Origin of the sequence: Pseudomonas sp. OVF7, assembly GCF_030644265.1 — a bacterium.
Taxonomy (GTDB): domain Bacteria; phylum Pseudomonadota; class Gammaproteobacteria; order Pseudomonadales; family Pseudomonadaceae; genus Aquipseudomonas; species Aquipseudomonas gorinensis.
On sequence record NZ_CP128996.1, the window covers coordinates 1,645,710 to 1,671,992 of the forward strand.

Below are 26,283 nucleotides of genomic sequence, written 5' to 3' on the forward strand. Positions count from 1 at the left end.
CAAAATCCATAAAAAAAAAGAGAGTAGCTCACGCCTCGCGCTCCAGGCCAGGCTGTGCCGGCAACGGCAGGAACAAGGTGATGCAGGTGCCCCGCCCGTCAATGCCATCGGCGACGCTGATATGCCCGCCATGGGCGCCGACCATGCCCTGGCAGATCGCCAGGCCCAACCCGGTGCCCTGCCCGCCCCGATCGCCCCGGGCAGCGGTGTAGAACATATCGAAAATCTTCGCGCGCTCGTCCTCGGGAATCCCCGGCCCCTCATCGGCCACGGCGAAAAACAGCTGGTTGCCCGACACTCCGGCGCTCAGTTGCAAACGTCCCTGGGGCGGCGAGAACCGCGCGGCATTTTCCAGCACGTTGACCAGGGCTTGCTCGATCAAGGCCGCATGCACATAGAGCAACGGCAGTTCCGGCGGCACATCAGTGCTCACCTGCAAAGGCGCCAGCACCGCACGCAGACGGCCAAGGGCACTGCCGACGATATCGCCGGGCGACACCCAATCCCGCGCCAGCTTCAGTGCGCCGTGGCCCAGGCGCGTCATGTCCAGCAGGTTCTGGATGTAGCGGTCGAGGCGCTCGGCTTCGTCACGGGTACCTTCGAGCAACTCGCGGCGATCCTCCAGCGGGATAGCTTCACCCAGCGCCAGGAGGCTGTCGATGCTGCCACGCATGGAGGTCAACGGCGTACGCAAATCATGGGACACCGAGGCGAGCAAGGCGCTGCGCAGTTGCTCGGTTTCGCCGTGCAGGCGCGCCGACTCCAGTTCCTGCGCCAGTTGCGCCCGCGCCAACGCCTGCGCCAGTGGTTGGCTCAAGGCCGTCAGCAGGCGACGGCGTTGGCCGCTCAATTCCAGACCCGGTTTTGCACTGACACCGAGCAGGCCCAGCGGGCCTTCTTCACCTGACAGCGGCCACCACCACCAACGCCCGAGTGGCAAGGTGCCGGTGCCTTTGCCGGCGGGTTGATCGTGCTGCCAGGCCCAATCAGCGGCAGCGCGCTCGGCTTCGGTGAAGACCAGCGGGCCACCGGTCTCGACTTTCCAATCGCCTTGGCCGTCGCGATTGACCAGGCACAAGTCCAGGTCGCTCCAGCCTTCCAGATGATGGGCCGCCGCGCTGATCACCGCCTGGCGATCCGTGGCCGCCGTAAGCTTGCGCGACAGGTCCAGCAGTTCGCTGGTTTCTTCCTGGGTATCGCGCAAAGCCTGCAGCTGCCGGCGTTGTCGCGCAGCAAGATTGCCGGTGAGCGCCGCCATCAGCAGGAAGAACAGCAACGTCAGCACGTCCTCTTCACGCTGGATGGCGAAGGAAAAACGGGGTGGGATAAACAGGAAGTCGTACGTCAGGAACGACAACGCCGCACACACCAGTGACGGCCCCAGGCTGCTACGCACCGCCACCAGCAACACCGCAGCGAGAAACACCAGCGAGATATTCGGCAGCGGCAACACACTGGACACGCCCCAGGCCACGGCCGCCGCGACGACCGTCGCGACAACCGCCAAAGCGTAATCGAACCACACCAGCCCATGCACCTCCGGCAGGCGAGGCGGCGGCGGCATGTCGTCGCTGTAGAGCACGCTGATTTCCAGGCCGTGCGCATTACGCAACAACCGCGCCGCCAGCCCCCCACCGAACAGCCGGCGCCGCCAGCGTGGCCGTGACTGCCCCACCAGCAACAGGCTGGCGCGACGTTCGGCGGCATGCTGGATCAGCGTCTTGGCCACCTCGCCCGCGCGCAGCAGTACCACTTCACCGCCCAGGCGTTCGGCCAGTTGCTGGGCATTTTGCAGGCGCAGGCGCGATTGTTCGTCCCGTGCGCGACCGTTGTCGATATGCACCAGGCTCCACGGCAAATGCCGACGCTGGGCCACGCGGCTGGCATGTCGCACCAGGCGCTCGGCTTGTGCATCGCCATCAATCCCCACGAGTAAACGACCGCGCACCGCTGGCGCGGCCTGGCCGAGCTGGCGATACCCCTGGGCCAGGTCATCATCGACGTGGGCGGCGGCGGTTTGCATCGCCAGCTCGCGCAAGGCCATCAGGTTGGTCTGGGTGAAAAATGCGTCGATGGCCGCGCGGGCCTGCTCGGGCACATACACCTTGCCGTCACGCAGGCGCTCCAGCAACTCGCGGGACGGCAGGTCGATCAGCAGCAGTTCGTCGGCCTCTTGCAGCACCCAGTCCGGCAGGGTTTCGCGCACCTGTACGCCGGTGATGCCGCGCACTTGGTCGTTGAGGCTTTCCAGATGCTGGACGTTGACCGTGGTGAACACGTTGATGCCAGCCGCGAGCAGCTCCTGGATGTCTTGCCAGCGCTTTTCATGGCGGCTGCCAGGGGCGTTGCTGTGGGCCAGCTCGTCCACCAGCACCAGTTGGGGCTTGGCGGCGAGCAGGCCGTCGAGGTCCATCTCTTCGAGCATCACGCCACGGTATTCACTGCGCAGCAACGGTTGTTGCGGCAGGCCACTGAGCAAGGCCTCGGTCTCGGCGCGGCCGTGGGTTTCGACCACGCCGGCGATCACCTTGACGCCCTGGCGCAACTGGGTGTGCGCCGCCTGGAGCATGGCGTAGGTCTTGCCTACCCCCGGCGCGGCGCCGAGGAAGACTTTGAGCCGACCACGCCCGTCCCGGGGCAGATCGGCTAGGAAAGCATCGGCGCGGCCGGAGTCGCTCATGCAGGGGTCCTTCAACAATTTAGGGTAGGAGCGAGCTTGCTCGCGAAAAACTCAAGAGCGCCGCGTTCATGCTGGACGCCCGCGTCATCGTTAACGACCTTCGCGAGCAAGCACGTGCCTACAGAGGATCATAGTTTTTCCAACGCCATGTTCAGCGCCAGCACATTCACCACTGGCGGCCCCACCAGCGGGCTTTCGATATGCGCATCCAGCAAGCGTTGCAGCGTGGACACCGGCACATTCCGCGCGGCCGCTACCCGCGCCAGTTGATAGGCAATCGCCTCGGGTGGCAAGTGTGGATCAAGACCGCTGCCAGAGGTAGTCAGCGACACCAGAGGCACTGGGCCCTGGCTCGGCACCAGTTGCTTGTTCGCGTCGTCGAACACGCGGGTGGCCAGCGCCGGATTGCTTGGGCCAAGGTTGCTGGCGCTGCTGGACACGGTAGCAAACGCGCCCGCCGAAGGGCGTGGGTGGAACCAGCTGTCACCGGTAAAATCCTGGGCGATCAGGCTGGAGCCACGCACCTTGCCGCTGGCATCACGCACCAGGCTGCCGTTGGCCTGGTCCGGGAAGGCAACTTGGGCGACACCGGTTACCACCAGTGGGTAGGCGACGCCGGTGATCAGGGTCATGAGCACCAGCAGGCTCAGGGCCGGGCGGATTATGTTGGACATTTCAAACTCCTCAATTCGGTCTTTGCAACCTGTGGGCACGGGGATGGTGCCCACGGGCATCGGGTCAAACCAGGTGCAATGCTGTCAGCAGCATGTCGATCGCCTTGATGCCCACGAATGGCACCAGGATCCCGCCCAACCCGTAGATCAACAGATTGCGCCGCAGCAATGCCGCCGCACTCGCCGCTTGCACCCGTACACCGCGCAGGGCCAGGGGGATCAACACCACGATGATCAGCGCGTTGAACACGATGGCCGAGAGGATCGCGCTTTGCGGACTCTGCAAGTGCATCACGTTGAGCACACCCAATTGCGGGTAGATCGAGGCGAACAGCGCCGGCAGGATCGCAAAGTACTTGGCCACGTCGTTGGCGATGGAAAAGGTTGTCAGCGCGCCACGGGTCACCAGCAATTCCTTGCCGATCTGCACCACGTCCAGCAGCTTGGTCGGGTCGCTGTCGAGGTCGACCATGTTCGCGGCCTCGCGAGCGGCCTGGGTACCGTCGTTCATGGCCATGCCGACGTCCGCCTGGGCCAGCGCCGGGGCGTCGTTAGCACCGTCGCCGCACATGGCAACCAAGCGACCGTCATTTTGCTCATGGCGAATGCGTGCGAGTTTTTTCTCTGGAGTGGCTTCGGCGAGTACGTCATCCACGCCGGCTTCGGCCGCAATCGCAGCAGCGGTCAGCGGGTTGTCGCCGGTCACCATCACGGTGCGAATCCCCAGCTTGCGCAGTTCGGCGAAACGTTCGCGAATGCCAGGCTTGACCACGTCTTTGAGATGGATCGCCCCCAGCAACTTGCCATCGGCGCACACCAGCAACGGTGTGCCACCGCTCTGGGCGATCTTGTCGATCTCCCGCGATAGCGCGGGTTGCAGGTCGCTGCGTGGTTGACCGATAAACGCCAGCAGCGAATCCACGGCGCCTTTACGGAACACGCGCCCCTGGTAGTCGACGCCCGACAAGCGGGTTTCAGCGGTGAACGGGACGGCGGTCAATTCATCCAGGGACGGCTCGGCCTGAGGGTGCAAGGCCCGCAGGTATTCGACGATGGATTTGCCTTCCGCCGTGTCATCCGCCAGCGAGGCCAGCAGTGCGCCTTCGGCCAACTCCCGTCCGCTCACACCCGGTGCCGCGACCACGGCCGAGCAGCGACGGTTACCAAAGGTGATGGTGCCGGTCTTGTCCAACAGCAACACATGCACGTCCCCCGCCGCTTCCACGGCGCGGCCGGACTTGGCGATGACATTGAGGCGTACCAGGCGGTCCATGCCAGCGATACCGATGGCCGACAACAAGCCCCCGATGGTGGTCGGAATCAACGTTACCAGCAGGGCGACCAGGAACACCAAGGGCAGGCTGCCATTGGCGAAGTGAGCGAACGGTTGCAGCGTCACTACCACCAGCAGGAAGATCAGGGTCAGGCCGATCAGCAGGATATCCAGCGCGACTTCATTGGGGGTTTTCTGGCGCTTGGCCCCTTCCACCAGGGCAATCATGCGGTCCAGGGTCGACTCGCCAGGGTTGGCGGTGATGCGGATCAGCAGCCAGTCCGAGACCAGGCGTGTGTTGCCGGTGACGGCGGAACGGTCGCCGCCGGACTCGCGGATCACGGGGGCGGATTCACCGGTGATCGCCGCTTCGTTGACCGCCGCGATACCTTCGATGACCTCGCCGTCGCCGGGGATCATTTCCCCGGCGGCGACGCGCACCACATCACCTTTGCGCAGGCTGGTGGCGGGCACGGCCTTGAAACTGCCATCGGCTTCCTTGCGGCGCGCGCTCAAGCCCTCGCTGCCGGCCTTGAGGCTGTCGGCGCGGGCCTTGCCACGCCCTTCGGCCAAGGCTTCGGCGAAGTTGGCGAACAGCACGGTGAACCACAGCCACACGGCGATCTGCACGGCGACGAAGGTCGGCACCGCCGTGTCCGGCACAAAGCACAGCACGGTGGTGAGGATCGCGGTCAGCTCGACCACCAGCATCACCGGCGAGCGTTGCAACTGGCGTGGGTCGAGCTTGACGAACGCCTGGACCAGCGCCGGGCGCCACAGGGCGGAAATAGCGGTTTTGGCGGGTTCCTGGTGTTTGACCGGGGTCGCGTTTTTTGCAGGCATATTCATTTTCATATCCCTCAGAAACCCATGCTCAAGTGTTCAGCAATGGGGCCCAGCGCCAGCGTTGGCAGGAAGGTCAGGCCGCCCACCAGCAAAATGGTCACGGTCAACAGGGTCACGAACAGCGGGCCGTGGGTGGGGAAGCTGTTCTGGCCAATCGGTGCGGTTTTCTTCATCGCCAGGCTGCCGGCCAGGGCCAGTACCGGGAGGATGTAGCCGAAACGACCGATCAACATGCCCAGGCCCAACATCAAGTTATGGAACGGGGTGTTGGCACTGAAACCGCCAAACGCCGAACCGTTGTTGGCACTGGCTGAGGTGTAGGCGTAAAGCAACTGGCTGAAGCCGTGAGGGCCAGGGTTGCTGATGGCACCGGCCGGGCCAGGCAAACTGGAGGCAATAGCACCCAGCACCAGCACACCAATCGGCATCACCATCAAGGTCACGACCAGCAACTGCACTTCCTTGGCTTGCAACTTCTTACCCAGGTATTCCGGGGTACGACCGATCATCAGGCCGGCGAGGAATACGGCAATCAACACGTTGAGCAGCATCCCGTACATGCCGGCGCCGACGCCGCCGAAGATCACTTCGCCGACCATCATGTTGACCAGTGCCACCATCCCGCTCAGCGGGTTGAGGCTGTCCTGCATGCCGTTGACCGAACCGTTGGACGCCGCGGTGGTGGTCACCGACCACAGCACGGTACCGGTGGTGCCGAAGCGCGCTTCCTTGCCTTCCAGCGGTGCGGTCTGTTCCACGGCCGGGTTGTTCAGCGCCGGGTTGGGCTGGTACTCGGCCCACAGCGACGTCGCGCCGCCGATCAGGAACAGCGCCAGCATGCAGCCGAGGATCGCACGGCTCTGACGCAGGTCTTTGACGTAGTGGCCGAAGGTGAACACCAGCGCCACCGGGATCAGGATGATCGAGGCCAGCTCGAACAGGTTGGCCCAGGCGGTCGGGTCTTCAAACGGGTGTGCCGAGTTGACGCCGAAGAAACCGCCACCGTTGGTGCCCAATTGCTTGATCGCAATCTGGCTCGCCGCCGGGCCCAGGGGGATCACTTGATCCACGCCTTGCAGGGTCACGGCATCCACGTAATGGGCGAAGGTTTGCGGCACGCCCTGCCACACCAGGAACAGCGCCAGCACCAGGCACAACGGCAACAGACCATAGAGAGTGGCGCGGGTCATATCGACCCAGAAGTTACCCAGGGTCTGGGTGGATTTGCGACCGATCCCACGGCACAGCGCGACCAAGACGGCGAGGCCGGTGGCGGCACTGACAAAGTTCTGCACGGTCAACCCGGCCATCTGGCTGAGGTAGCTCAGAGAGGCTTCACCGCTGTAGGACTGCCAGTTGGTGTTGGTCATGAAACTGACCGCGGTGTTGAAGGCCAGGGTCCATTCCTGACCCGGCAATTTCTGCGGGTTCAGTGGGAGATAGTCCTGGAACAGCAGGATCGCGAACAACAGCAAAAAGCCCGCGAGGTTGAACGCGAGCAAGGCCAGCATGTATTTCTGCCAGCTTTGTTCCTGCTGCTCATCTACCCCGGCAATGCGATAACACGCACGCTCGACCGGGCCGAACACGGGGGTGAGCCAAGTGCGCTGGCCTTCCATCACCTTGTAGTAGAACCGACCCAGAAACGGCGCCGGCACCAGCACCACGGCGAAGAAGGCGATGATCAGCCAATAGTCATAACTGTGCATAGCCCGCTCCTAGTTCCGATCCGCGCGTAACAGCGCAACCAGCAGATAAATGAACAGCGCCACGGCCAATAGCAGTGACACCCCGTCCAGAACGCTCATGGAAGTCTCTCCGTTTAGCGGCGAGTGCCGCGTGTGGGGCAATTGTCGGCAGGAGTGGTGTAAAGGAACGAGAGCGACGGGGTGGTCGGGGCGTAAAGACGGCGTAAAGAGTGGGTTTATGCGGGGTTTACAGGGGGGCTTGCCCCCGATGAGGCCCTCCCAGCCACCCCCGCACTTATCTGGTGCAATACCGGAAAATTTCAAACGCCAAACCATCCCCCAGACGACAGTTGCGCCGCTTTACGACACGGTTGGGAGGCATGGCATGTCCGCTGCAACACCTTGAATCACATTCCAAACCGTTCACGGAGCGCATCACGATGAACACACAACTCAAACCCACCCTAGGCACCCTGCACTTATGGGGCATCGCCGTCGGGCTGGTGATATCCGGTGAATACTTCGGCTGGAGTTATGGCTGGGGCGTTGCCGGGACCCTGGGCTTCCTGGTGACCTCATTGATGGTCGCGGCGATGTACACCTGCTTTATCTTCAGTTTCACCGAGCTGACGACGGCGATTCCTCATGCGGGTGGGCCGTTTGCCTACAGCCGTCGCGCCTTTGGTGAGAAAGGTGGCTTGATCGCCGGGCTGGCGACCCTGATCGAATTTGTCTTCGCCCCGCCCGCCATCGCATTGGCCATTGGCGCCTACCTGAATGTGCAATTTCCAGCACTGGACCCGAAACACGCGGCCGTCGGCGCCTATATCGTCTTCATGGGCCTGAACATCCTCGGCGTGAAACTCGCCGCCACCTTCGAATTGGTGGTGTGCGTGCTCGCTGTCGCCGAGCTTCTGGTGTTCATGGGCGTGGTCGCCCCGGCCTTCAGCTTCAGCAACTTCGCACTGAATGGCTGGGCCGGTTCCGACACCTTCGGCGCCCCGGCGATTGCCGGGATGTTTGCCGCGATCCCCTTCGCCATCTGGTTTTTCCTCGCCATTGAAGGTGCGGCCATGGCGGCTGAAGAGGCAAAAGATCCCAAGCGCACCATTCCAAAGGCCTACATCAGCGGCATCCTGACCCTGGTGATCCTGGCCATGGGCGTGATGTTCTTCGCCGGCGGCGTGGGTGACTGGCGCACCCTGTCGAATATCAACGACCCGCTGCCACAGGCGATGAAAACCGTGGTGGGTGAAAGCTCCGGCTGGCTGCACATGCTGGTATGGATCGGCCTGTTCGGGCTGGTGGCCAGTTTCCACGGCATCATCCTGGGCTACTCGCGCCAGTTCTTCGCCCTGGCCCGTGCCGGTTACCTGCCGTCTTTCCTGGCCAAACTGTCACGCTTTCAGACACCGCACCGGGCAATCATCGCCGGCGGCGTGGTCGGCATCGCGGCGATCTACAGCGACGGCCTGATCAACCTCGGCGGCATGACACTGACCGCGGCGATGATCACCATGGCGGTGTTCGGCGCCATCGTGATGTACATCATGAGCATGCTCAGCCTGTTCAAACTGCGCAAAACCGAGCCGCTGCTGGAGCGCACCTTCCGCGCACCGGGTTACCCGATCGTGCCGGGCATTGCGCTGATGCTGGCGGTGGTATGCCTGGTGGCCATGGCCTGGTTCAACGCGCTGATCGGCTTGATCTTCCTGGGTTTCATGGTGGCGGGTTTCATCTACTTCCAGTTGACCGCGCAGGATCGTGCGGATGCGCCAGCGGACGCAATGTTGACCGGGCTCTAAGGTTAATGAGGCGGAACAGGCCTACACTGAACTACTCAGAAAGCCTGTTACTCAAAGCAGTTATTACCGTGGGAAAACTCTCCCACGGCAATCTGCCTCAAGGAGAGCGTTATGCCGTGGTACGCATGGTTGATTTTGGTGGTTGCGATCGGGTCGATCGTCGGTGGGTTGATGATGCTGCGTGACAGCGCCAACAAGGTGGAACTTACCGACGAACAACGCAAACGCGTGGCCGAACGCAACGCCCAGGCCGATGCCAAGGATGCGCAGGATCGCTGAACCTTGGGTTACTCCCAAGCCGCCTTGGCAATATGCAACCCGTGCTGCCCCTTATAGGCAGCACGCTCCGGCTGGCTCCAGCCGTTCAACAACTCATCCTCCAACCGATAGATCTCAACCCCCAGCGGCCGGCACACCGTCAGCGGGTCCTGTGCATCCGGCCCCCACATCGGCAACGACAGATCGCCACCCGGGCAGGTCGACAGCGCACACAGCAAATCAATCTCGGCAAAAAACTCCAGGTAATCGCCCTTCTGCGCTGGGCAGGCTTTCATGAAGTACATATCGTCGTGATTGAGGCCTGTGCACTGGAAAATATTCAGTACGTCATGCACGTCGAATTCCGTCAGGCCGTGGGGCAAAACCGCCCGCGTCAGGTTCGAGTGGCAATGGTGATGGAAATCCTCCCCCGTGAGCATGCGGTTCACATAGGGATCACAGCGCGTGCCGAGCAAATCGTGCAGGCGACCGCCATGCTCGTCGATGCCATAACTCGCCAGGCTGTCATCGGTGATGGTCACCAGGGGTCGCAGGAATGGCAGGTTCGACCATAGCCGGTCATGGGTGCTGACATGCGCGCCCTGCAATTGACGCGTGCGCGCCGCCCACAGACGTTCGCGTGGGTCGTTGGCGTTCCACACGTTGAAGTCACCCACCTGCGGCCCCACCGGCGTGGTGACACGAAACACATGCCCGGCCGGCACCTTCCACGCCCTCCCCGTGCGAATCGGCACCTCGAACTGCTCGATCAACGTGCGCTGGTCTTTTCGCTCACGAATGCGCTCGTAAAATGCCGTGTCGACCTGCAACGCCGAACCTTTGCTGACCTGATAAGCGGCCGGATAGTCTTTGTACATGATTCAGATCCTCGATCAGGGGTGGGTAAACAGGGCCAACGACAGGCGTTCCGAATCCTCCAGATACACGCGCATCGCATCACCTGCCGCGGGTTTATCGCCTTGGACCAGTAACGCGTAAATCTCACGATCGCGCTCCAGCCAGGGCGACTGGAAGCGCTGCTCATCGGGCGCCGCGCAAAACACCAGGCGCAACTGAGCGATCACCTGGGCGAAAAACTCATCGAACAAAGGGCTGCGCATCAGCCCGACAATCTGTTGATGGAACAACAGGCTGTGGGTCGCCACCGCCCGCCAATCCTCGCGCTCGCGAGCCAGGGTCGTGGCCTCGATCGCGTTCTGCATGCGCTCGGATTGATCCCCCGTCAGCGCGCCGCTCTGGGCAATAGCCTGCAACTCCAAGGTGCGGCGGACGACAAACAGATCACGCACTTCCTCACGCTCCAACCGGCGGACCATCACCCCTTTGTTACGCACATAGCGGGTCAAGCCCTCCTGCCCCAAACGATGCAACGCCTCGCGAATCGTATTGCGCGACGCGTTGTAGGCCCTGACCAGATCCGCCTCGACCAACGCCATCCCTGGCAAAAGCCGGCCACCGATAATGTCGGCCCGCAGCTCCAGGGCAATCTGGTCAGCTAAAGACAAACTGAGCGTCATCATCACCTCACGATTGTTGAACAATCCATGCGGAAGACGTAATCACGTTTCATGCCAAAGCCTATAGCGCCGAGTAGATGTGTAAAAAGAAACAACTTTCGTTAAAGTGCCGCCACGTCTCACGAGGCAACCTCATGCGTTACTCACCCGACCGTAAAGCCCAGACCCACCAACGCATCATCAAGGAAGCCTCCGCACGCTTTCGCCGCGACGGTATAAGCGCCACCGGCCTGCAACCGCTGATGAAAGCGCTGAACCTGACCCACGGTGGGTTCTATGCGCACTTCAAATCCAAGGATGAACTGGTGGAGAAAGCTCTGCAGGCGGCCGCGGCGGAGTTGGATGCCCATTGCGAAATGCTGTTCAGCCAGGAACGGCCGCTGCAGGCATTTATTGATAGTTACCTGTCGGAATGGCACCTGACCTCACCGGATCAGGGATGCCCGCTGCCCACCATGTCTTCGGAACTGGGCCTGAGGGGCCAACCGAGTACAACCACCGACGACGTGCTTGGCGCAAGGCTCAAGCAGATTGAAACGGCGTTAGGTGATGGACGTGGCGATGCGCAAAGCCTGGTGATGATGTCGACCCTGGTGGGTGCACTGGTACTGGCCAGGAGTGTCGAGAATACGGAACTGTCCGCGCGCATCATGGAAGTGGCACGTGAGAGCCTGAAGGCGCAGATTCCAGAAAACGAAAAGGCCGGTCAGTGACCGGCCTCCTCCCCTTAGTTGATCGAGAGCCTCTCGCGGTTCTTCTCCAACAGCGCCTTGCCGATGCCCTTTACCTCCAGTAACTCATCCACCGCCGCGAACGGCCCGTTGCTTTCGCGGTAGGCAATGATCGCCTTGGCCTTGGCCGCACCGATGCCGAAGAGATCACGACGCAGGGTTTCGGCGTCGGCGGCATTCAGGTTGACCTTGGCGGCTTGCTCGACCTGCACCATCTGCGCCGCCATGGGGGTTGGGGGTTCGGGTTTGATCGACGGGGCTGCGGTGGTGGTGACGGAGAGCGTGGTGAGGAAGGCGAAGATTAGGGAGGAGAGGTAGGTGTTTTGCATTGGTGACGCTCCATGACATTGGTAAGAGAAAAGCAGCTTTCCGAAGCTGCTTTTCTAACTTAGGTGATGTTTGGAAGGAGTCAAAAACAGGTGGGTAACAACGTATGACCCCAACCCGCAATGCCAGTGAAACGGCCTGCGCAGCCCCCCGGTTATCCTGCATTTCCAGTTAAGGTCCCAAGCAGGTAGAATTGCCGCCACCAATGGGCAGTCCGCTATTCAATAAGCAGCAAAGTGCCGCGATGTTGCCGCGAGTTGTGTATGCGATTCAGCTGGCGCGCCCTACTGCCAGCAGCTTCTATCCGCTTTAAACTCTACGAAAAATGTCCCCGCCAGGGGCGTAGTCTGCGCACTGAATGTTTTATGACTTTCGGGGTAATGACGACAGGAGATGTATACGTACATGGGTATCAAAAGTATTGGGCAGATGTGGGTCATTCCCCACATTCCAGCGGATAAATCGAATCCTTGTGACGCCAACCCTGAGCGTGGTGCCTGACGCATGTCGATTGTTACACTGTCGAACCACAAGTCGTTTACGGCTGACCCTGGCAAGAGCCTTCTGGATTGCGCTAAGTCACAAGGCATAGTGCTGGAATACAGTTGCCGTACCGGCCGTTGTGGCGTGTGCAAGGCCAACGTGCTTCAAGGCGATACAGAGGTGGTGCAACCGGAACTCGCGCTGACGGAAGAAGAGCGTGCCTGCGGTGCCATCCTGACTTGCTGCCGGGCTGCCGTCACCGATGTCGAGCTGGATCTCGAAGACCTGGGCTTGCTGGCCGACATCCAGATCAAAACCATGCCTTGCCGCCTCGATATCCTGGAACGCCTGGCGGACGACGTGCTACGGGTCGTCCTCAGAACCCCTCCAAAAAGCGCACTCTTCTACCTTCCGGGGCAGTACATCGACGTCATAGGCAAAGATGGCGTGCGCCGTAGTTACTCCATCGCCAATGCCGTACGTGAGGATGCCAAGCTGGAACTGCATATCCGCCACGTACCCGATGGGGTCATGAGCCAGTACTGGTTTGGTGAAGCTCAAGCCAACGACCTGCTCAGGCTGGAAGGCCCGCTGGGCACCTTCTGCCTACGCGGTGCCAGCACTACGAATCTGGTGTTCATGGCAACCGGAACCGGAATCGCCCCGGTCAAGGCCATGCTTGAAGCCTTGAGTGCTGCACCGGAAACACTCCGCGGCAAGTGCATTTACGTTTACTGGGGCGGCCGTACGGAACAGGACCTGTACTGGCAGCCTGATTTCCCATCGCTGGGCCTGACTTACCGCCCCGTGCTCTCACGCGCGGACACACAATGGCCAGGTGCAACAGGCTACGTTCAACAGGCCGTCCTTGCAGAAAGTCTTGACCTGGCCGACACCTCGGTCTATGCCTGTGGCTCCGAAGCCATGATCCACGCTGCACGCGAGCTGCTGACTCAGGCTGGCCTGCCCCTCAAACATTTCCATTCTGATGCCTTTGTAAGCTCGAATTGACCCGGAGACAGCATGAAAGCAGTTATTTTGGCCGGTGGCCTGGGAACGCGGCTAAGCGAAGAAACCAGCGTACGTCCAAAACCCATGGTCGAGATTGGCGGCAAGCCTATTCTCTGGCACATCCTGAAGATGTACTCCGCGCATGGCATCAATGACTTCATTATCTGCTGTGGCTACAAGGGGTATGTGATCAAGGAGTACTTCGCCAACTATTTCCTGCACATGTCCGATGTCACCTTCAATATGCGCGACAACACCATGAAGGTGCACGACCAACGCGCCGAAGACTGGAACATCACCCTGGTCGATACCGGCGACGAGTCCATGACCGGTGGTCGCCTGCGTCGCGTCGCCGACTACGTCAAAGACGAAGAAGCCTTTTGCTTCACCTACGGTGATGGCGTCAGCGATCTTGATATCAGCGCGACCCTGGCCTTCCACAAGTCGCACGGCAAAGCGGCGACGCTCACGGCAACATTCCCGCCCGGCCGTTTCGGCGCGTTGGATATCCAGAAAGGCCAAGTGCTGAACTTCAAGGAGAAACCCAAGGGTGATGGAGCCCTGATCAATGGCGGTTTCTTCGTCTTGAGCCCCACAGTGCTCAAGTACCTGGAGGACGACAGCACTACCTGGGAACAGGAGCCGCTGATGAAACTTGCTGCCGAAGGCCAGCTCATGGCTTACGAACACCCGGGGTTCTGGCAGCCCATGGACACCCTTCGTGACAAACACTATCTGGAGGAGCTTTGGCAGTCGGGCAAAGCGCCCTGGAAATCCTGGGACTGAATATGAAGTCGACCGTTTCTCCTGCCTTTTGGCAAGGCAAAAGAGTCTTCGTGACCGGCCACACGGGGTTCAAGGGCAGCTGGCTGTCACTGTGGCTGACTAGCATGGGCGCACAGGTGAAGGGCTTTGCCCTGGCGCCGCCAACCCACCCTGCCCTGTTCGTCGAGGCCAGGGTGGCCGAAGGCATGGAGTCAGAGCAGGGCGACATTCGCGACCTTGCGGCCATCACCCATAGCATGACGAGCTTCAACCCCGACGTGCTAATCCATATGGCGGCACAGCCACTGGTCCGTTTGTCTTACCGCGAGCCGGTCGAGACCTACGCCATCAACGTGATGGGCAGCCTGCACGTGCTCGAAGCCGCGCGGCAATGCCCCAACCTGCGGGCTATCGTCAACGTCACCACCGACAAATGCTACGAGAACCGCGAGTGGGAATGGGGCTATCGTGAAGACGAACCCATGGGCGGCCATGATCCCTACAGTAACAGCAAAGGCTGCGTAGAGCTGATCACCAGTGCCTACCGCAAGTCGTTTTTCAACCATCCGCAAGGCGCAGCGTTGGCGTCCGGCAGGGCGGGCAATGTGATTGGCGGCGGCGATTGGGCAGAAGACCGGCTGATACCTGATATTCTCGGTGCCTTCGAGAAGGGACAACCCGTCACAATACGCAACCCGAAGGCCACCCGGCCATGGCAACACGTGCTGGAACCGCTCAGTGGATACCTTGTCTTGGCTGAACACCTCTGGACTCTTGGGCATCGCTTTGCCCAAGGCTGGAATTTCGGCCCCAAGGATGAAGATGCACGCCCGGTGGAGTGGATCCTTGATCACATGGTACAGGCCTGGGGTACGGGGGCCAGTTGGGAATTGGACCAGGACCCGCAGCCGCATGAGGCAAACTACCTCAAGCTGGACATTTCCAAGGCACGCGCGCACCTGCACTGGACGCCCAGCTGGAACCTTGAAACCGCGCTCGCCCGGATTGTTACCTGGCATCGCGCCTGGTTGAGCGGCAACGACATGCAGGCCCATTGCCTGGATGAAATCAACGCCTACATGCTCGCCATGCGTGCCAACAGCAACTAACTCTATTTTTTAGCAGGATTTTTCATGACACCCGATATGCTCCGCCAGGAAATCAGCAAGCTCGTCGAGCAATATGCCAACGTCGCATTGGCGAGCAAGCCGTTCGTGGCCGGCGAGACCGTTATCCCACCGTCCGGCAAAGTGATCGGTGCGCGAGAGTTGCAACTGATGGTCGAGGCTTCCCTGGACGGCTGGCTGACCACCGGCCGCTTCAATGCTGAATTCGAGAAAAAACTGGCTGAATTCATCGGAGTCAAATTCCTGCTGTCGGTCAACTCCGGCTCTTCCGCCAACCTGGTTGCCTTCAGCACCCTGACCTCGCCCAAACTTGGCGAGCGGGCGATCAAAAAGGGCGACGAAGTGATTGGCGTGGCAGCGGGCTTCCCGACCACGGTCAACCCCATCGTTCAATTTGGCGCGATCCCGGTGTTTGTCGACGTCGACATGGCCACCCACAACATCAATGCCGACCTGATCGAAGCCGCCATTACCCCAAAAACCAAAGCGATCATGTTGGCCCACACCCTGGGCAACCCGTTCAACCTGGGCAAAGTCAAGGCTTTGTGCGACAAGTACAACCTGTGGCTGGTGGAAGACTGCTGCGACGCCCTGGGTGCAACCTACGACGGCAAGCTGGTCGGCACATTCGGCGACATCGCCACCCTCAGCTTCTACCCCGCCCACCACATCACCATGGGCGAAGGCGGAGCGGTGTTCACCAACAACCCGATGCTCAAAGTGATTGCCGAGTCGTTCCGCGACTGGGGCCGTGATTGCTACTGCGCGCCAGGTTGCGACAACACCTGTGGCGACCGTTTCGGCCAGCAATACGGCAGCCTGCCTCAAGGTTACGATCACAAGTACGTGTATGCACACTTGGGTTACAACCTGAAAATCACTGATATGCAGGCCGCCTGCGGCCTGGCCCAACTCGAGCGGGCCCAGGATTTCATTGACACGCGCAAGCGCAACTTCAAGTTGCTCAAGGAGCGTCTGTCCAGCCTGTCCGAATTCCTCGAGATCGCCGAAGCGACCCCCAATAGCGACCCTTCATGGTTCGGCTTCCCGGTGACACTCAAGGAAAGCAGTGGCGTCAACCGTGTCGACCTGCTCAAGTACCTTGACCAGCACAAAATCGGCACACGCCTTCTATTCGCCGGCAACCTGACCCGACAGCCCTACTTCCAGAACCTGGAGTACCGCGTAGTGGGTGAACTGACCAATACCGATCGCACCATGAACCAGACCTTCTGGCTCGGCGTACAACCGTCGTTGGGGCAGGAGCATTTCGACTTTGTTGGCGAGAAACTGGAAGAATTCTTCGGGATTGGTTTCTAAACGATGAAAGCATCGGATGCAGTGGCGCTGGTTCTTGCACAGAACAAGGTTCTGTATGGTTACGAACTGATCGGCGGAATGATCACGCACCTGGTTGACAGCATCAACCAGTTGGGCAAGACCAAGCTGGTTTCTGTTCACCATGAGCAGGCAGCAGCGTTTGCTGCGTCCGCAGTCGCGCGTGCAACCCACCACGAAATACTCGGCGTCGCCTTGGGCACAAGCGGGCCGGGGGCCACCAACTTGATCACCGGCATCGCCGATTGCTGGCTAGACAGCCATCCCTGCGTATTCCTGACAGGCCAGGTCAACACCTACGAACTCAAAGGCGAGAAAAACATCCGTCAGCAGGGTTTCCAAGAGCTCGACAGCGTGGCGCTGGTCAGCAGCATCACCAAGTACGCTTACCAGATCCGACATGTCGACGAATTGCTCCCATGCTTGCAAGAAGCCATTGATATCGCCAGGAAAGGACGCCCAGGCCCGGTGTTGCTGGATATTCCGATGGATATCCAGCGGGCCGAAATTGATGACGCTCGGGTGAAAGCGTTGCTGGCCCCTCAGGCCGAACAGGCTGTGACTAAGATGCACACATCTGACATAGAGGCGGTCGGCAGAGCTCTGGCATCCGCACAGAGACCGTTGATCTTGCTGGGCGGGGGCGCAGTCAATACGCGTAGCTTTGCGCAATGGCTCGAACAACTGGAAACATCAGGAGTTCCCTTTGTCGCCAGCCTGAAAGGGGCGGAAAAGATTCCGGCAAGTGCCAATTACCTAGGAATGCTGGGTGCTTATGGTACGCGCGCCGCCAATTACGCAGTGCAAAACTGTGACTTCCTGCTGGTACTGGGCAGCCGCATGGATGTTCGCCAAACGGGTGCAAAACCCGAGGACTTCGCGCGCAAGGCCAGGATCGTACAAATCGACCTGATGGAAGGGCAACTGAACAACCGGGTTCAGGCGCATTCGTCCCATGTGATGGACCTGAACACATTTTTCGCTGGGTTCACTATATCCAACCTGCCGAAAAACGCAGCATGGCCTGAGTGGACGGATCAGTTACGAACTGATTTCGAGCGCAGTTTCATCGACGAGTACACCGACTGGTCCGTCAGTCCCTTTGTGATTTTTTCGGCTCTGGCCGAGCAGACCAAAGGGCTCGCCGTCGATTATGTTGCCGACGTGGGCAATAACCAGATGTGGGCCGCCCACACACTACGCCTGAGCCGTGACCAATCCATGCATCACTCCGGTGGACTGGGCACCATGGGCTTTGCGATTCCAACCGCCATAGGCGTATGCAACGCAGGTCAAAAACCTGTGATCGTCATCACCGGCGATGGTGGTGCCCAGCTCAATATCCAAGAGCTGGACATCATCGCGCGCGACCGGCTGCCCGTGCTGGTGGTCGTATTCAACAACCACTCGCTGGGAATGGTTCGCGGCTTTCAGGAAATGTATTTCGAGGGGCGCAACTCGTCGACCTACTGGAATGGCTACACTTCTCAGTTCAAAGCCATAGGCGAGGCCTATGGCATTGAGTCCTCAGTGGCCACCACACACGATGCGTTTACGGCGCAGGTCAGGTCATTTGTTGAGTCACCTCGGCCCGCACTGATCGAATTGATGATGCCTGACGCCCGGGAATGTCGGCCTCGGCTTGAGTTTGGCCGGTCGATCGATGAACAACTGCCTGAAAAACCACGGACGCCACGCTGATGCATATCGCAATATTTGGCGCAAACAGCCAAATTGCCAAAGACCTGACTCGCTCTCTGGTGGCGGATACAGACTGCACACTGGGCCTGTTTTTGCGCGACAAGAACAAACTCGATGCGTCCGGATTGACGCTGGCAGAACAGAGAAGAATCAACGTCTTCGAGTACGCCGAATTTAATACCAAAACCCATTTCGATGCGATTATCAACTTTGTCGGGATCGGCGATCCTGCTCTGGCGGTGAAGATGGGTTCAGCCATTTTTGAGGTGACCTATGAATATGACAAGCTGGCACTGGACTATCTTAAAATCAATAACAAGTGCCGCTACCTGTTCCTGAGCAGCGGTGCCGCCTATGGTTGCAACTTTGACGCCCCCGTAAATGCTCAAAGCCTTGCTTTATTCGACCTAAACAACCTGAAAGCAACGGATTGGTATGCGGTGGCAAAATTTTATGCCGAGGCACGTCATCGGACTTATACAGACCACAACATTGTTGACGTCCGGGTGTTCAATTATTTCAGCCGGTCGCAGGACTTGAGTGCGCGTTATTTCATCACAGACGCTCTGCGCGCTATTCATGAAAATACCGTATTGACTACGTCAGCGCTTAATATATATCGCGACTACATAACACCCGTCGACTTTTACGGTTTGATAGTCAACACGCTGAGGTTTAGTGGTGATATCAATCTGGCCGTCGATTGCTATACAAAGGGCTCCACCGATAAATTTTCAATCCTGAATCATCTTCACGAAAATTTTGGTCTGCAGTTCACTGTCGAGGGCGCATCGCCAGCGCTCAATGCCACCGGCACCAAGCAGCACTACTACTCCGAGAACAAAGTTGCAGCGACATTGGGCTATCGACCCCACTTCAACTCCCTTGATGGGTTGACACATGAAATCGAACGTTCTCAACTCTTCAAATGAATTTAAAAAAAATACTCAATCACGACTTCCGCAACACTGCAATCAATCAGCTTTGGCGACTGCTCTCGGGCCCAGCCCTGCTGATATTGGTGCCAATCTATTTATCACCTGAAGCGCAAGGCTACTGGTATACGTTTATCAGTATGGCTGCACTCGCCGTGTTTGCAGACATGGGGTTTTCTGCGGTATTGCTTTTATTCGCCTCACATGAGTTCGCTCACCTTAAATTCAATAGCCAGAAAGAACTCTCTGGCCCCCCTGAAAATATCAGCCGCCTCGCGACACTGCTGTCCTTTGCCATGAGGTGGGCGACCGTGATGGCACTGGTCGTTTTCCCCGCTGTGCTTGCGATAGGCTACTATATCCTAAGTGGCAAGAACGTCGCCCTCAATTGGCAGCTCCCATGGCTGCTTTATGGGGCTGCATCAGTCCTGGTCTTTATCAACAGCATTGCGTTGTCGTTTATCGAGGGCTGCGACAGCGTAGGCGATATTCAAAAAATTCGTTTTCACATCAGCATCATCAGTGTCCTAGTCAGCGTCGGTCTGCTGATCACCGGCGCCAACCTGTATGCACTGGCCCTTTCTTTATTGGCAAGCGCGCTGGCCGGTTCCGTGATCATCCTTCGTCGCTACAAGGCCATGCTCAGTCAACTGTATAGGCTGGCCAGGCTAAATAGCCATCCATGGTTCAAGGAAATCATGCCGCTCATGTGGCGGTTTGCACTGAGCTGGATAAGTGGATACTTCGTTCTATCGATTTTCACACCGCTCACGTTCAACTATCACGGCGCAGTACAAGCAGGCCAGGTGGGCTTGTCGATTGCTGTTTGTATGGCCATGTTCAGTATCGCCAATATCTGGATAACCATTATCACGCCAAAAATAAATATTTTCGCGGCGCAGAGCAATACTCTGCAACTGGATAGAATTTTCAAAAAAGGGATTTCGCTGTCCATCATGACTTACGTCGCAGGCATGGCGGCACTGTTTACCTTCACTTGGTTTATGAAAGACCATCCCCTCGTAGAAAACCGTCTGTTGCCGACCCCCTCTTTGTTGATGGTCTGCGTAGGCTGGTTGCTGCAATTGACCATCAACGCGATGGCCATCTATATGAGAGCACATAAAAAAGAGCCGCTCGTGATGGTATCGGTGAGCAATGGGCTGTATGTGGCGATCACGACATGGCTGGCGGCAAAATACCTTCCATTCGAATACCTGTTTTCCGGCTTCGTCAGTGCCTACCTGCTTGTCCTGCCATGGGTTTACTGGATTTTCCGATCATTCAAAAGGCCGTCGCCATGAGTCTGCAACCTAACCCGTTGTTATCGATCGCCCTGCCCACGTATAACCGTGCAGATTTTCTTGACTGTTCTTTGGCTGAGCACATACCAGCATTCAGAAAACACAACATTCAAATATTTATATCGGACAACGCCTCGACCGACGACACGGCAACGATCGTTGAAAAGTGGAAAGCCGATTACCCCCTGCTGCACTATTCACGAAACAGTGAAAACCTGGGAGCCGACCTAAACTTCCAAAACGCACTATTGCTTTCAACTACGGAATACACCTGGCTGCTAGGTGACACTTCGAAAATCCATGCCAAAGACATTGAAACCGTCTTGAACCTGCTATCAACCGATAAGACATACGATGCCGTGCTGGTCAATCTGGTGGGGAAAATTGATATTCCAAGCACCACCTATCAGGATGCCGATACATTACTCGAAGATCTTGGCGGCTTGATGAGCTGCATGAGCTGTCTGATCTATAATAAGTCGATGATAGCGAGCGCCAACTTCCCCCGTTATACCGACTCCAACTTCATACAAACGGGAATCATCTTCGAATCTATTGCACGACGCCCATTCATGATCCACTGGCTACACCAAGTCTCCATTAAGTCACTTGAAAACCAGCGATTGACCAAAACCAGCTGGGCCCACACCGACAAAATTTTCAAGATCGGCCTGACTAGTTGGGTAAACTTCATCCTCTCATTGCCTGTCAGTTATTCACTCGCAAGTAAGCTCAAGGCATGCACGCGCTTTGGCGAAGTGTCAGGCGCTTTCACTGTCAAAGGCATGGTTTCGTTGAGGTCGCGAGGGTTGTTAAACTACCGCGTCTACAGGGAGTATCGGAAGGTCTTGAGGTTAGCGGTGAACTACCCTGGCTGGATAGTAATGGTGATATCCGTTTTTCCGCAACCATTGCTCAAAGGCTTGGCCGAGCTGTACCTGCGGCGGACGCGTAATCCCCCCCCATCGCCACGCGATTAGGTTACCTTGCACTCAGCTTTTATCTGTCAATGCATGCCAGCACGAGTAAACTGCGGTGTCATACGTCCTTGAGAAACTAAAGCAACACCATCTGTTCATTATTCCGCTACTGGTAGGTCGAATGCTATTGGTATGGCGTGCATTCATTCATCTTCGCATCTTGCCCAGAGCAGGGCGTCTTGCGTACCTTGGCCGCGCCCCCAAGGTTTTTGGCCTCGAACACATCACATTGGGCAATAACTTCAGAGTTGGTGAAGGGCTGTGGTTACATGCCATCTCTCAATACATCAGCTTCACCTATCAACCTTGTATCGAAATTGGCGAGAATTTTTCTGCCAGCGACCACTTGCATATTGCGTGCTGTAATGGGGTCACCATCGGCAGTAATGTTTTGATGGGCAGCAAAATCCATATTACAGACCACTCCCACGGCTCATACTCGGGGGAGGACCAGTCCAGCCCCTACGAAACACCTTTCGAACGAAAGTTGTCCAGCAGTGGCCCTGTGACCATTGGCGACAACGTATGGATCGGGGACAATGTCGTCATATTGCCGAACACCTCCATTGGCAGTGGGTCTATCATCGGTGCCAATAGCGTCGTCGCCAAAGATATCCCGTGCAACGTCATCGCCGTGGGTAGCCCCGCTAGGGTCGTGAAAGTATGGAGCGATAAAGAGAGCAAATGGTTAAGTGTTTAAACGTGACCTGGTTCGGGCGGCTCCACATATCAAAGGTATGGCATGACACGTAAGATTGCAGTAGGGATTGTTGTCTATCACGCCGGCGTTGAATTACTGCGCAGGCTTGAATTGACTTCGGCAAACGGGTTTGAAGTCTATATATTCGACAATTCACCTGATAATGCCAGCGTGCGAGAATTTGCCGAACATTCTCCGCAGATCCACTATTTTACCTGTGGTAAAAATCTGGGGCTGGGAATCGGTATATCAACAGTATGTGCCAATGCCTATCAGCGGGGCCACTCGGCGCTTCTGTTTTTTGATCAGGACACGGGATTCAACGAAGAAACACTGACCTATGTCGAAAAAAACTATACCGACAACCTCGACGCTTACAATTCGTTCAGCGCGATCGCTTTCAAGGCCGATGGAAGCGCGTCAGTACGGGACGTGCCCCTACTGATCAACAGCGGCAGTCTTTATTTCCTGGATAAACTCAAAGCCCTTGACTGGATGGATTGCAGCTACTTTGTCGACAGCGTGGATTATAAACTCTGCCTGGACTCCTTGAACAAGGGTTACCGAATTGGCGTCTGCGGAGCTACACCTGGCTTCGACCATATCACCGAGCAGGCTGACAGCCGCTACCGTATTGCGGGTCGCACGTATTCAATGCGGGCGTACTCATGGTCCAGAATAAAAGACACGGTATCCTCGAACCTAAAACTTATTTTTTCTGCGCTCATGAGCTGCCAGTTCGGCTTCGCGCTCAGAATCACAAGATTACTGACCCTCTATTGCACTTCTCAGATCCTCGTCAGGGTAATCAATACATTAGGAATATTTAAACGTGACTGATGAAAAAGGCATGACCGTCGAGCGCTCAGCCATTTTTACTGTGTGTAACTTAGCTTACTTGTCCAAAGCGTTGGTGCTGGCCGAGTCGCTGGTTAAATTCGGTCAACCTAAACTGAAGATTTATATTTTTGATCGCAAGGTCGAGATGGATCTCCCAACTCACCTGGCAGAGTTCCATTGGGTTGAAGAGATCGGATTGCCAGATGTCCGGCACTACGCCTTCAAATACGACATCGTGGAGTTCAGCACCAGCCTCAAGCCCTGGATCACTTTGAAGCTGCTTGAGCAGCACGAGAAGGTTATCTTCCTTGACCCCGACACGTGCGTATTCAGCCGCCTAGATGGCCTATGGGACGAACTCGGTAAGCGTGACATCATTCTAACGCCCCACTACGTCACGCCTCATGTCGAGGGTGATGTCGGGATGCTTCGCTTTGGCTCCTTCAACCTGGGCTTCTACGCAGTTTCCAATACGCCAGAAGGGATACGCTTTCTACAGTGGTGGAATGAACGCTGCCTGGAGCATTGCTATTTCGAAACGCAATTCGGGCTATCGACCGATCAGAAGTGGGTCAGCATCGCGCCATGCTTCTTCCCGACCCTGCACGTATCGTTCAATCTTGGCTACAACATGGCTTTTTGGAATAGCCATGAGCGCACCCTGTCCCCTGATGGCCAGGGAGGCTATACGGTAAACGGGGAGTTCCCGTTGATTTTCTTCCACTTCAGTTCATTTGACGAGAAACATCCGGAGCTCTTGAGCAAGCGAGCATTTGCGGGAAGGGAGCAAAAACGTGAAGACCTATTGGAAGTCAGTTTCTATTACAAGGAACGACTCTCCAGCTTTTCAGCCTTTCCTTCCAGCGCAGTCTACGCCTTTGATTATATGAGCAACGGGAAATACATTTCGCCTACGCTGAGAAGGGCCTACGCCAGCGTACTGGATGAGCTGCCTGCTGGCCATGAGCCTTTCGATGCCAGCGGCCCCGTCTACCAATTTGCCAAAAAGAACTACTTGTTCGAAACAGGCGGGCCATACAAATCGGCGGGGTTTGGTGATGCACAAAATCATTCTGGAAAACTTCAGGTCATCAACTCGTTACTAAAGGCTGTTCTTTACATCGTAGGCCCTAATAGGTTCATGAACATATCGAGACTGTTCGTCTACCTTTCGAGCTTCAGACTGAACAAGAAGCTTTGGAAGCTTTAACCAAAGTTTTCCCTTACGCGACGCCTGATGGGCCCACATAGGCCCATCAGGGCGTTGACAAGATGATCAGACTTCGCGGTGTCGCTGAATGTGCATCCAGTCGACGATTTCACCTTCCGGGCTATAGCCACTGACGGTGTCTTTCAAGAGTTGCCTGACGAGCGCAAAATCGCCCTCCTCAACAGCCGTCAATAACCCCTGCAACCTACCCTTGAGTACTTCCCACCCCAGAAGCTCTTCATTGGCTCGCATGATCATTGGATGACGGGTTGGCGCCACGTTGTCGCCAATCAACAACTCTTCATATAGCTTTTCACCAGGACGCAGCCCACTGAAACTAATCAGGATATCTCCGTGCGGGTTTTTCTCGGAGCGGATACTCAGGCCCGAGAGATGAATCATCTTTTCTGCGAGCTCTACGATCTTTACAGGCTCACCCATATCCAGCACGAAAACGTCGCCCCCCTGCCCCATCGAGCCCGCTTGGATAACCAGTTGCGCCGCCTCGGGAATAGTCATGAAATAGCGGGTTATCTTCGGATGAGTCACCGTCAAAGGGCCTCCCGCCTGGATCTGCTTATGAAACAACGGGATAACTGAACCTGACGAACCCAGTACGTTGCCAAAGCGAACCATGGTGAAACGGGTCTTGTTGACGCGCGCGATATTCGATGCATCACCAAACAACGTCGGCGCCAACTCCTTGCTCAAGGCTTGCAACACAAGCTCTGCCAACCGCTTGGTGCTGCCCATGACGTTGGTTGGCCGCACAGCCTTGTCGGTTGAAATGAGCACAAAGTTCTCGACACCCGCCCGCAACGCGGCCTGCGCAGTATTCAGGGTGCCAATCACATTATTGAGGATACCCTCGGCAATATTGTGCTCAACCATGGGCACATGCTTATAGGCTGCCGCATGGTAGACCGTATCAACTGACCAGGTGTTCATGACCTCCAGCAGTTTGTCCTGATGCCGCACCGAACCGAGGATGGGTAGCAACGTCACATTCAACGATTCTGATTGAACTCGCTGCTCAAGTTCGGAAAGGATGCAGTAGAGGTTGTACTCACTATGGTCGAACAACAATAAGCTGGTGGGTTCCAGCGTGAGAATCTGCCGGCAAAGCTCCGACCCGATCGAACCGCCCGCGCCAGAAACCAGCACGACACGGTGCTTGATGCATCGCTCCAGCAGTTCGGGCTGCGCAGGTACAGGGTCCCTACCCAGCAGGTCGGCAATGTCGACTTCCTGGATGTCATCGACTTTGACGCGACCGCTGGCCAGATCCATGAAACCGGGAACACTACGCACATGCAGCGGGTATCCCTCCAGATAACCCAGTATCTCTCGACGGCGAGCCCGTGTAGATGACGGGATGGCCAGCAACAGCTCTTCGGCGCCCGTCTCATCGATCATCTGCTGGATCCGCTTGGGCTTGTACACCTGTAACCCCGAGATGATGCGATCCGAGATCCCGTTGTCATCATCGATGAAGGCCACCGGACGCATTACCCGCCCTAGCCGCAAGGCGGCCACCAATTGATTACCCGCAGCCCCGGCACCGTAAATAGCGACCTTAGTCAAACCATCATCACGACTGGTGAACGGCACGTGTTGCGCCGCGGTAAACCAGTCGCCCTGAAAGTACTGACGCATGGCCAGGCGCAGGCCGCCAATGATGACCATGCTCAACCACCAATAGTTGAATACGATCGAACGCGGCACCACCGTCTGGTGATTGCTGTACAAGTACACCACCAGCGCCAGCAACAATGCAGAGAGGCTCACGGCCTTGATGATTGCAATCAGTGCGTCATTGCCGAAATAACGCATGACCGCCCGGTACATGCCAAAGTGGATAAATAGCGGGATGGCAATAACCGGCGCGCTGAGAAACAGCCAAAAATGAACTACGAAGGGATTGTTAAGGTCATCAAACCCCAGGCGAACGACAAATGCCAGCCACAGTGCCCCCCACACCAGGACGATGTCGGTCACTACTTGCAAGAAACGTTTATGCCTGCGCGGCAAGCCCACTAATCGGGCACGTAGACTATCCATAAACCCTT

23 protein-coding genes are annotated in these 26,283 nt (G+C 57.6%); 14 read left to right on the forward strand and 9 right to left on the reverse strand.

The genetic code is table 11. From position 1 onward, the window contains the following. Nucleotides 1–28: 28 nt before the first annotated feature. From QU606_RS07345 to kdpF, 5 genes are all read right to left on the reverse strand, one after another. Nucleotides 29–2,680 (reverse strand): sensor histidine kinase KdpD, encoded by a 2,652-nt coding sequence (locus QU606_RS07345; protein WP_024074184.1) that lies wholly within the window; start codon nucleotides 2,678–2,680, stop codon nucleotides 29–31. Nucleotides 2,681–2,808: 128 nt separating this feature from the next. After that, nucleotides 2,809–3,354, reverse strand: coding sequence for a potassium-transporting ATPase subunit KdpC (kdpC, locus tag QU606_RS07350; protein ID WP_024074183.1), 546 nt, complete (start codon nucleotides 3,352–3,354; stop codon nucleotides 2,809–2,811). A 64-nt stretch (nucleotides 3,355–3,418) separates the two neighbouring features. After that, entirely contained in the window at nucleotides 3,419–5,476 is a 2,058-nt protein-coding gene (kdpB, locus tag QU606_RS07355) for a potassium-transporting ATPase subunit KdpB (RefSeq protein WP_370531091.1), read from the reverse strand. 11 nt (nucleotides 5,477–5,487) lie between these two features. Further along, nucleotides 5,488–7,182: a potassium-transporting ATPase subunit KdpA gene (kdpA, locus tag QU606_RS07360; RefSeq protein ID WP_024074181.1), complete on the reverse strand. Its 1,695-nt coding sequence runs from the start codon at nucleotides 7,180–7,182 to the stop codon at nucleotides 5,488–5,490. 9 nt (nucleotides 7,183–7,191) lie between these two features. Then, the gene (gene kdpF, locus QU606_RS07365) at nucleotides 7,192–7,281 is read right to left on the reverse strand and encodes a K(+)-transporting ATPase subunit F (protein WP_003218754.1); all 90 of its coding nucleotides are present in this window, start codon (nucleotides 7,279–7,281) and stop codon (nucleotides 7,192–7,194) included. Between the two features lie 320 nt (nucleotides 7,282–7,601). Between kdpF and eat the strand changes: the two genes are divergently transcribed. Continuing rightward, nucleotides 7,602–8,966 carry an ethanolamine permease gene (gene eat / locus QU606_RS07370; RefSeq protein ID WP_024074180.1) on the forward strand — a complete coding sequence of 455 codons (1,365 nt, stop codon included), beginning with the start codon at nucleotides 7,602–7,604 and terminating at the stop codon, nucleotides 8,964–8,966. Nucleotides 8,967–9,077: 111 nt separating this feature from the next. Beyond that, entirely contained in the window at nucleotides 9,078–9,245 is a 168-nt protein-coding gene (locus QU606_RS07375; RefSeq protein WP_012722955.1) for a DUF2897 family protein, read from the forward strand. 8 nt (nucleotides 9,246–9,253) lie between these two features. On the opposite strand, the gene QU606_RS07380 is transcribed toward QU606_RS07375, so the two are convergent. Further along, on the reverse strand, nucleotides 9,254–10,102 hold the full coding sequence (locus QU606_RS07380) for a DUF1989 domain-containing protein (RefSeq protein WP_069075533.1): 849 nt from the start codon (nucleotides 10,100–10,102) through the stop codon (nucleotides 9,254–9,256). 15 nt (nucleotides 10,103–10,117) lie between these two features. Continuing rightward, nucleotides 10,118–10,762 (reverse strand): GntR family transcriptional regulator, encoded by a 645-nt coding sequence (locus tag QU606_RS07385; protein ID WP_102624386.1) that lies wholly within the window; start codon nucleotides 10,760–10,762, stop codon nucleotides 10,118–10,120. Between the two features lie 134 nt (nucleotides 10,763–10,896). Between QU606_RS07385 and QU606_RS07390 the strand changes: the two genes are divergently transcribed. Then, a complete protein-coding gene (locus QU606_RS07390; protein ID WP_024074177.1) occupies nucleotides 10,897–11,475 on the forward strand; it encodes a TetR/AcrR family transcriptional regulator in 579 nt (192 codons plus the stop codon). A 14-nt stretch (nucleotides 11,476–11,489) separates the two neighbouring features. Here QU606_RS07390 and QU606_RS07395 read toward each other — a convergent pair whose 3' ends face one another. Then, nucleotides 11,490–11,822: a helix-hairpin-helix domain-containing protein gene (locus QU606_RS07395; protein WP_024074176.1), complete on the reverse strand. Its 333-nt coding sequence runs from the start codon at nucleotides 11,820–11,822 to the stop codon at nucleotides 11,490–11,492. A gap of 502 nt (nucleotides 11,823–12,324) precedes the next feature. Between QU606_RS07395 and QU606_RS07400 the strand changes: the two genes are divergently transcribed. Genes QU606_RS07400 through QU606_RS07450 form a run of 11 tightly spaced genes read left to right on the forward strand, consistent with a single transcriptional unit; the run spans nucleotide 12,325 to nucleotide 24,214 of the window. Beyond that, nucleotides 12,325–13,314, forward strand: coding sequence for an FAD-binding oxidoreductase (locus QU606_RS07400; RefSeq protein WP_277379303.1), 990 nt, complete (start codon nucleotides 12,325–12,327; stop codon nucleotides 13,312–13,314). A 12-nt stretch (nucleotides 13,315–13,326) separates the two neighbouring features. Then, nucleotides 13,327–14,100: a glucose-1-phosphate cytidylyltransferase gene (gene rfbF / locus QU606_RS07405; RefSeq protein ID WP_277379302.1), complete on the forward strand. Its 774-nt coding sequence runs from the start codon at nucleotides 13,327–13,329 to the stop codon at nucleotides 14,098–14,100. A 2-nt stretch (nucleotides 14,101–14,102) separates the two neighbouring features. Continuing rightward, entirely contained in the window at nucleotides 14,103–15,188 is a 1,086-nt protein-coding gene (gene rfbG / locus QU606_RS07410; protein ID WP_277379744.1) for a CDP-glucose 4,6-dehydratase, read from the forward strand. Between the two features lie 24 nt (nucleotides 15,189–15,212). Further along, complete coding sequence (gene rfbH / locus QU606_RS07415; protein ID WP_277379301.1) at nucleotides 15,213–16,526, forward strand: lipopolysaccharide biosynthesis protein RfbH; 1,314 nt, start codon at nucleotides 15,213–15,215, stop codon at nucleotides 16,524–16,526. 3 nt (nucleotides 16,527–16,529) lie between these two features. Further along, complete coding sequence (locus QU606_RS07420; RefSeq protein WP_277379300.1) at nucleotides 16,530–18,245, forward strand: thiamine pyrophosphate-binding protein; 1,716 nt, start codon at nucleotides 16,530–16,532, stop codon at nucleotides 18,243–18,245. Next, nucleotides 18,245–19,177 (forward strand): NAD-dependent epimerase/dehydratase family protein, encoded by a 933-nt coding sequence (locus QU606_RS07425; RefSeq protein WP_277379299.1) that lies wholly within the window; start codon nucleotides 18,245–18,247, stop codon nucleotides 19,175–19,177. The genes QU606_RS07420 and QU606_RS07425 overlap by 1 nt, the downstream gene beginning before the upstream one ends. Further along, nucleotides 19,174–20,484 (forward strand): hypothetical protein, encoded by a 1,311-nt coding sequence (locus QU606_RS07430; RefSeq protein ID WP_277379298.1) that lies wholly within the window; start codon nucleotides 19,174–19,176, stop codon nucleotides 20,482–20,484. Before QU606_RS07425 ends, QU606_RS07430 begins: the two co-directional genes overlap by 4 nt. Next, complete coding sequence (locus QU606_RS07435; RefSeq protein ID WP_277379297.1) at nucleotides 20,481–21,464, forward strand: glycosyltransferase; 984 nt, start codon at nucleotides 20,481–20,483, stop codon at nucleotides 21,462–21,464. The genes QU606_RS07430 and QU606_RS07435 overlap by 4 nt, the downstream gene beginning before the upstream one ends. 55 nt (nucleotides 21,465–21,519) lie before the next feature. Next, nucleotides 21,520–22,164, forward strand: a complete 645-nt coding sequence (locus tag QU606_RS07440) for an acyltransferase (protein ID WP_304998262.1) — start codon at nucleotides 21,520–21,522, stop codon at nucleotides 22,162–22,164. Between the two features lie 42 nt (nucleotides 22,165–22,206). After that, a complete protein-coding gene (locus tag QU606_RS07445) occupies nucleotides 22,207–23,004 on the forward strand; it encodes a glycosyltransferase (protein ID WP_277379295.1) in 798 nt (265 codons plus the stop codon). Further along, entirely contained in the window at nucleotides 22,997–24,214 is a 1,218-nt protein-coding gene (locus QU606_RS07450) for a hypothetical protein (RefSeq protein WP_277379294.1), read from the forward strand. The genes QU606_RS07445 and QU606_RS07450 overlap by 8 nt, the downstream gene beginning before the upstream one ends. Nucleotides 24,215–24,280: 66 nt before the next feature. On the opposite strand, the gene QU606_RS07455 is transcribed toward QU606_RS07450, so the two are convergent. Next, nucleotides 24,281–26,275 (reverse strand): nucleoside-diphosphate sugar epimerase/dehydratase, encoded by a 1,995-nt coding sequence (locus QU606_RS07455; protein WP_277379293.1) that lies wholly within the window; start codon nucleotides 26,273–26,275, stop codon nucleotides 24,281–24,283. Nucleotides 26,276–26,283 lie beyond the last annotated feature (8 nt).

What these genes read in the sequence shown, in the direction of transcription:
- QU606_RS07345 (WP_024074184.1), bottom strand. Translation starts at nt 2,680, where the DNA reads ATGAGCGACTCCGGCCGCGCCGATGCTTTCCTAGCCGATCTGCCCCGG.
- kdpC (WP_024074183.1), bottom strand. Translation starts at nt 3,354, where the DNA reads ATGTCCAACATAATCCGCCCGGCCCTGAGCCTGCTGGTGCTCATGACC.
- kdpB (WP_370531091.1), bottom strand. Translation starts at nt 5,476, where the DNA reads ATGAATATGCCTGCAAAAAACGCGACCCCGGTCAAACACCAGGAACCC.
- kdpA (WP_024074181.1), bottom strand. Translation starts at nt 7,182, where the DNA reads ATGCACAGTTATGACTATTGGCTGATCATCGCCTTCTTCGCCGTGGTG.
- kdpF (WP_003218754.1), bottom strand. Translation starts at nt 7,281, where the DNA reads ATGAGCGTTCTGGACGGGGTGTCACTGCTATTGGCCGTGGCGCTGTTC.
- eat (WP_024074180.1), top strand. Translation starts at nt 7,602, where the DNA reads ATGAACACACAACTCAAACCCACCCTAGGCACCCTGCACTTATGGGGC.
- QU606_RS07375 (WP_012722955.1), top strand. Translation starts at nt 9,078, where the DNA reads ATGCCGTGGTACGCATGGTTGATTTTGGTGGTTGCGATCGGGTCGATC.
- QU606_RS07380 (WP_069075533.1), bottom strand. Translation starts at nt 10,102, where the DNA reads ATGTACAAAGACTATCCGGCCGCTTATCAGGTCAGCAAAGGTTCGGCG.
- QU606_RS07385 (WP_102624386.1), bottom strand. Translation starts at nt 10,762, where the DNA reads ATGACGCTCAGTTTGTCTTTAGCTGACCAGATTGCCCTGGAGCTGCGG.
- QU606_RS07390 (WP_024074177.1), top strand. Translation starts at nt 10,897, where the DNA reads ATGCGTTACTCACCCGACCGTAAAGCCCAGACCCACCAACGCATCATC.
- QU606_RS07395 (WP_024074176.1), bottom strand. Translation starts at nt 11,822, where the DNA reads ATGCAAAACACCTACCTCTCCTCCCTAATCTTCGCCTTCCTCACCACG.
- QU606_RS07400 (WP_277379303.1), top strand. Translation starts at nt 12,325, where the DNA reads ATGTCGATTGTTACACTGTCGAACCACAAGTCGTTTACGGCTGACCCT.
- rfbF (WP_277379302.1), top strand. Translation starts at nt 13,327, where the DNA reads ATGAAAGCAGTTATTTTGGCCGGTGGCCTGGGAACGCGGCTAAGCGAA.
- rfbG (WP_277379744.1), top strand. Translation starts at nt 14,103, where the DNA reads ATGAAGTCGACCGTTTCTCCTGCCTTTTGGCAAGGCAAAAGAGTCTTC.
- rfbH (WP_277379301.1), top strand. Translation starts at nt 15,213, where the DNA reads ATGACACCCGATATGCTCCGCCAGGAAATCAGCAAGCTCGTCGAGCAA.
- QU606_RS07420 (WP_277379300.1), top strand. Translation starts at nt 16,530, where the DNA reads ATGAAAGCATCGGATGCAGTGGCGCTGGTTCTTGCACAGAACAAGGTT.
- QU606_RS07425 (WP_277379299.1), top strand. Translation starts at nt 18,245, where the DNA reads ATGCATATCGCAATATTTGGCGCAAACAGCCAAATTGCCAAAGACCTG.
- QU606_RS07430 (WP_277379298.1), top strand. Translation starts at nt 19,174, where the DNA reads ATGAATTTAAAAAAAATACTCAATCACGACTTCCGCAACACTGCAATC.
- QU606_RS07435 (WP_277379297.1), top strand. Translation starts at nt 20,481, where the DNA reads ATGAGTCTGCAACCTAACCCGTTGTTATCGATCGCCCTGCCCACGTAT.
- QU606_RS07445 (WP_277379295.1), top strand. Translation starts at nt 22,207, where the DNA reads ATGACACGTAAGATTGCAGTAGGGATTGTTGTCTATCACGCCGGCGTT.
- QU606_RS07455 (WP_277379293.1), bottom strand. Translation starts at nt 26,275, where the DNA reads ATGGATAGTCTACGTGCCCGATTAGTGGGCTTGCCGCGCAGGCATAAA.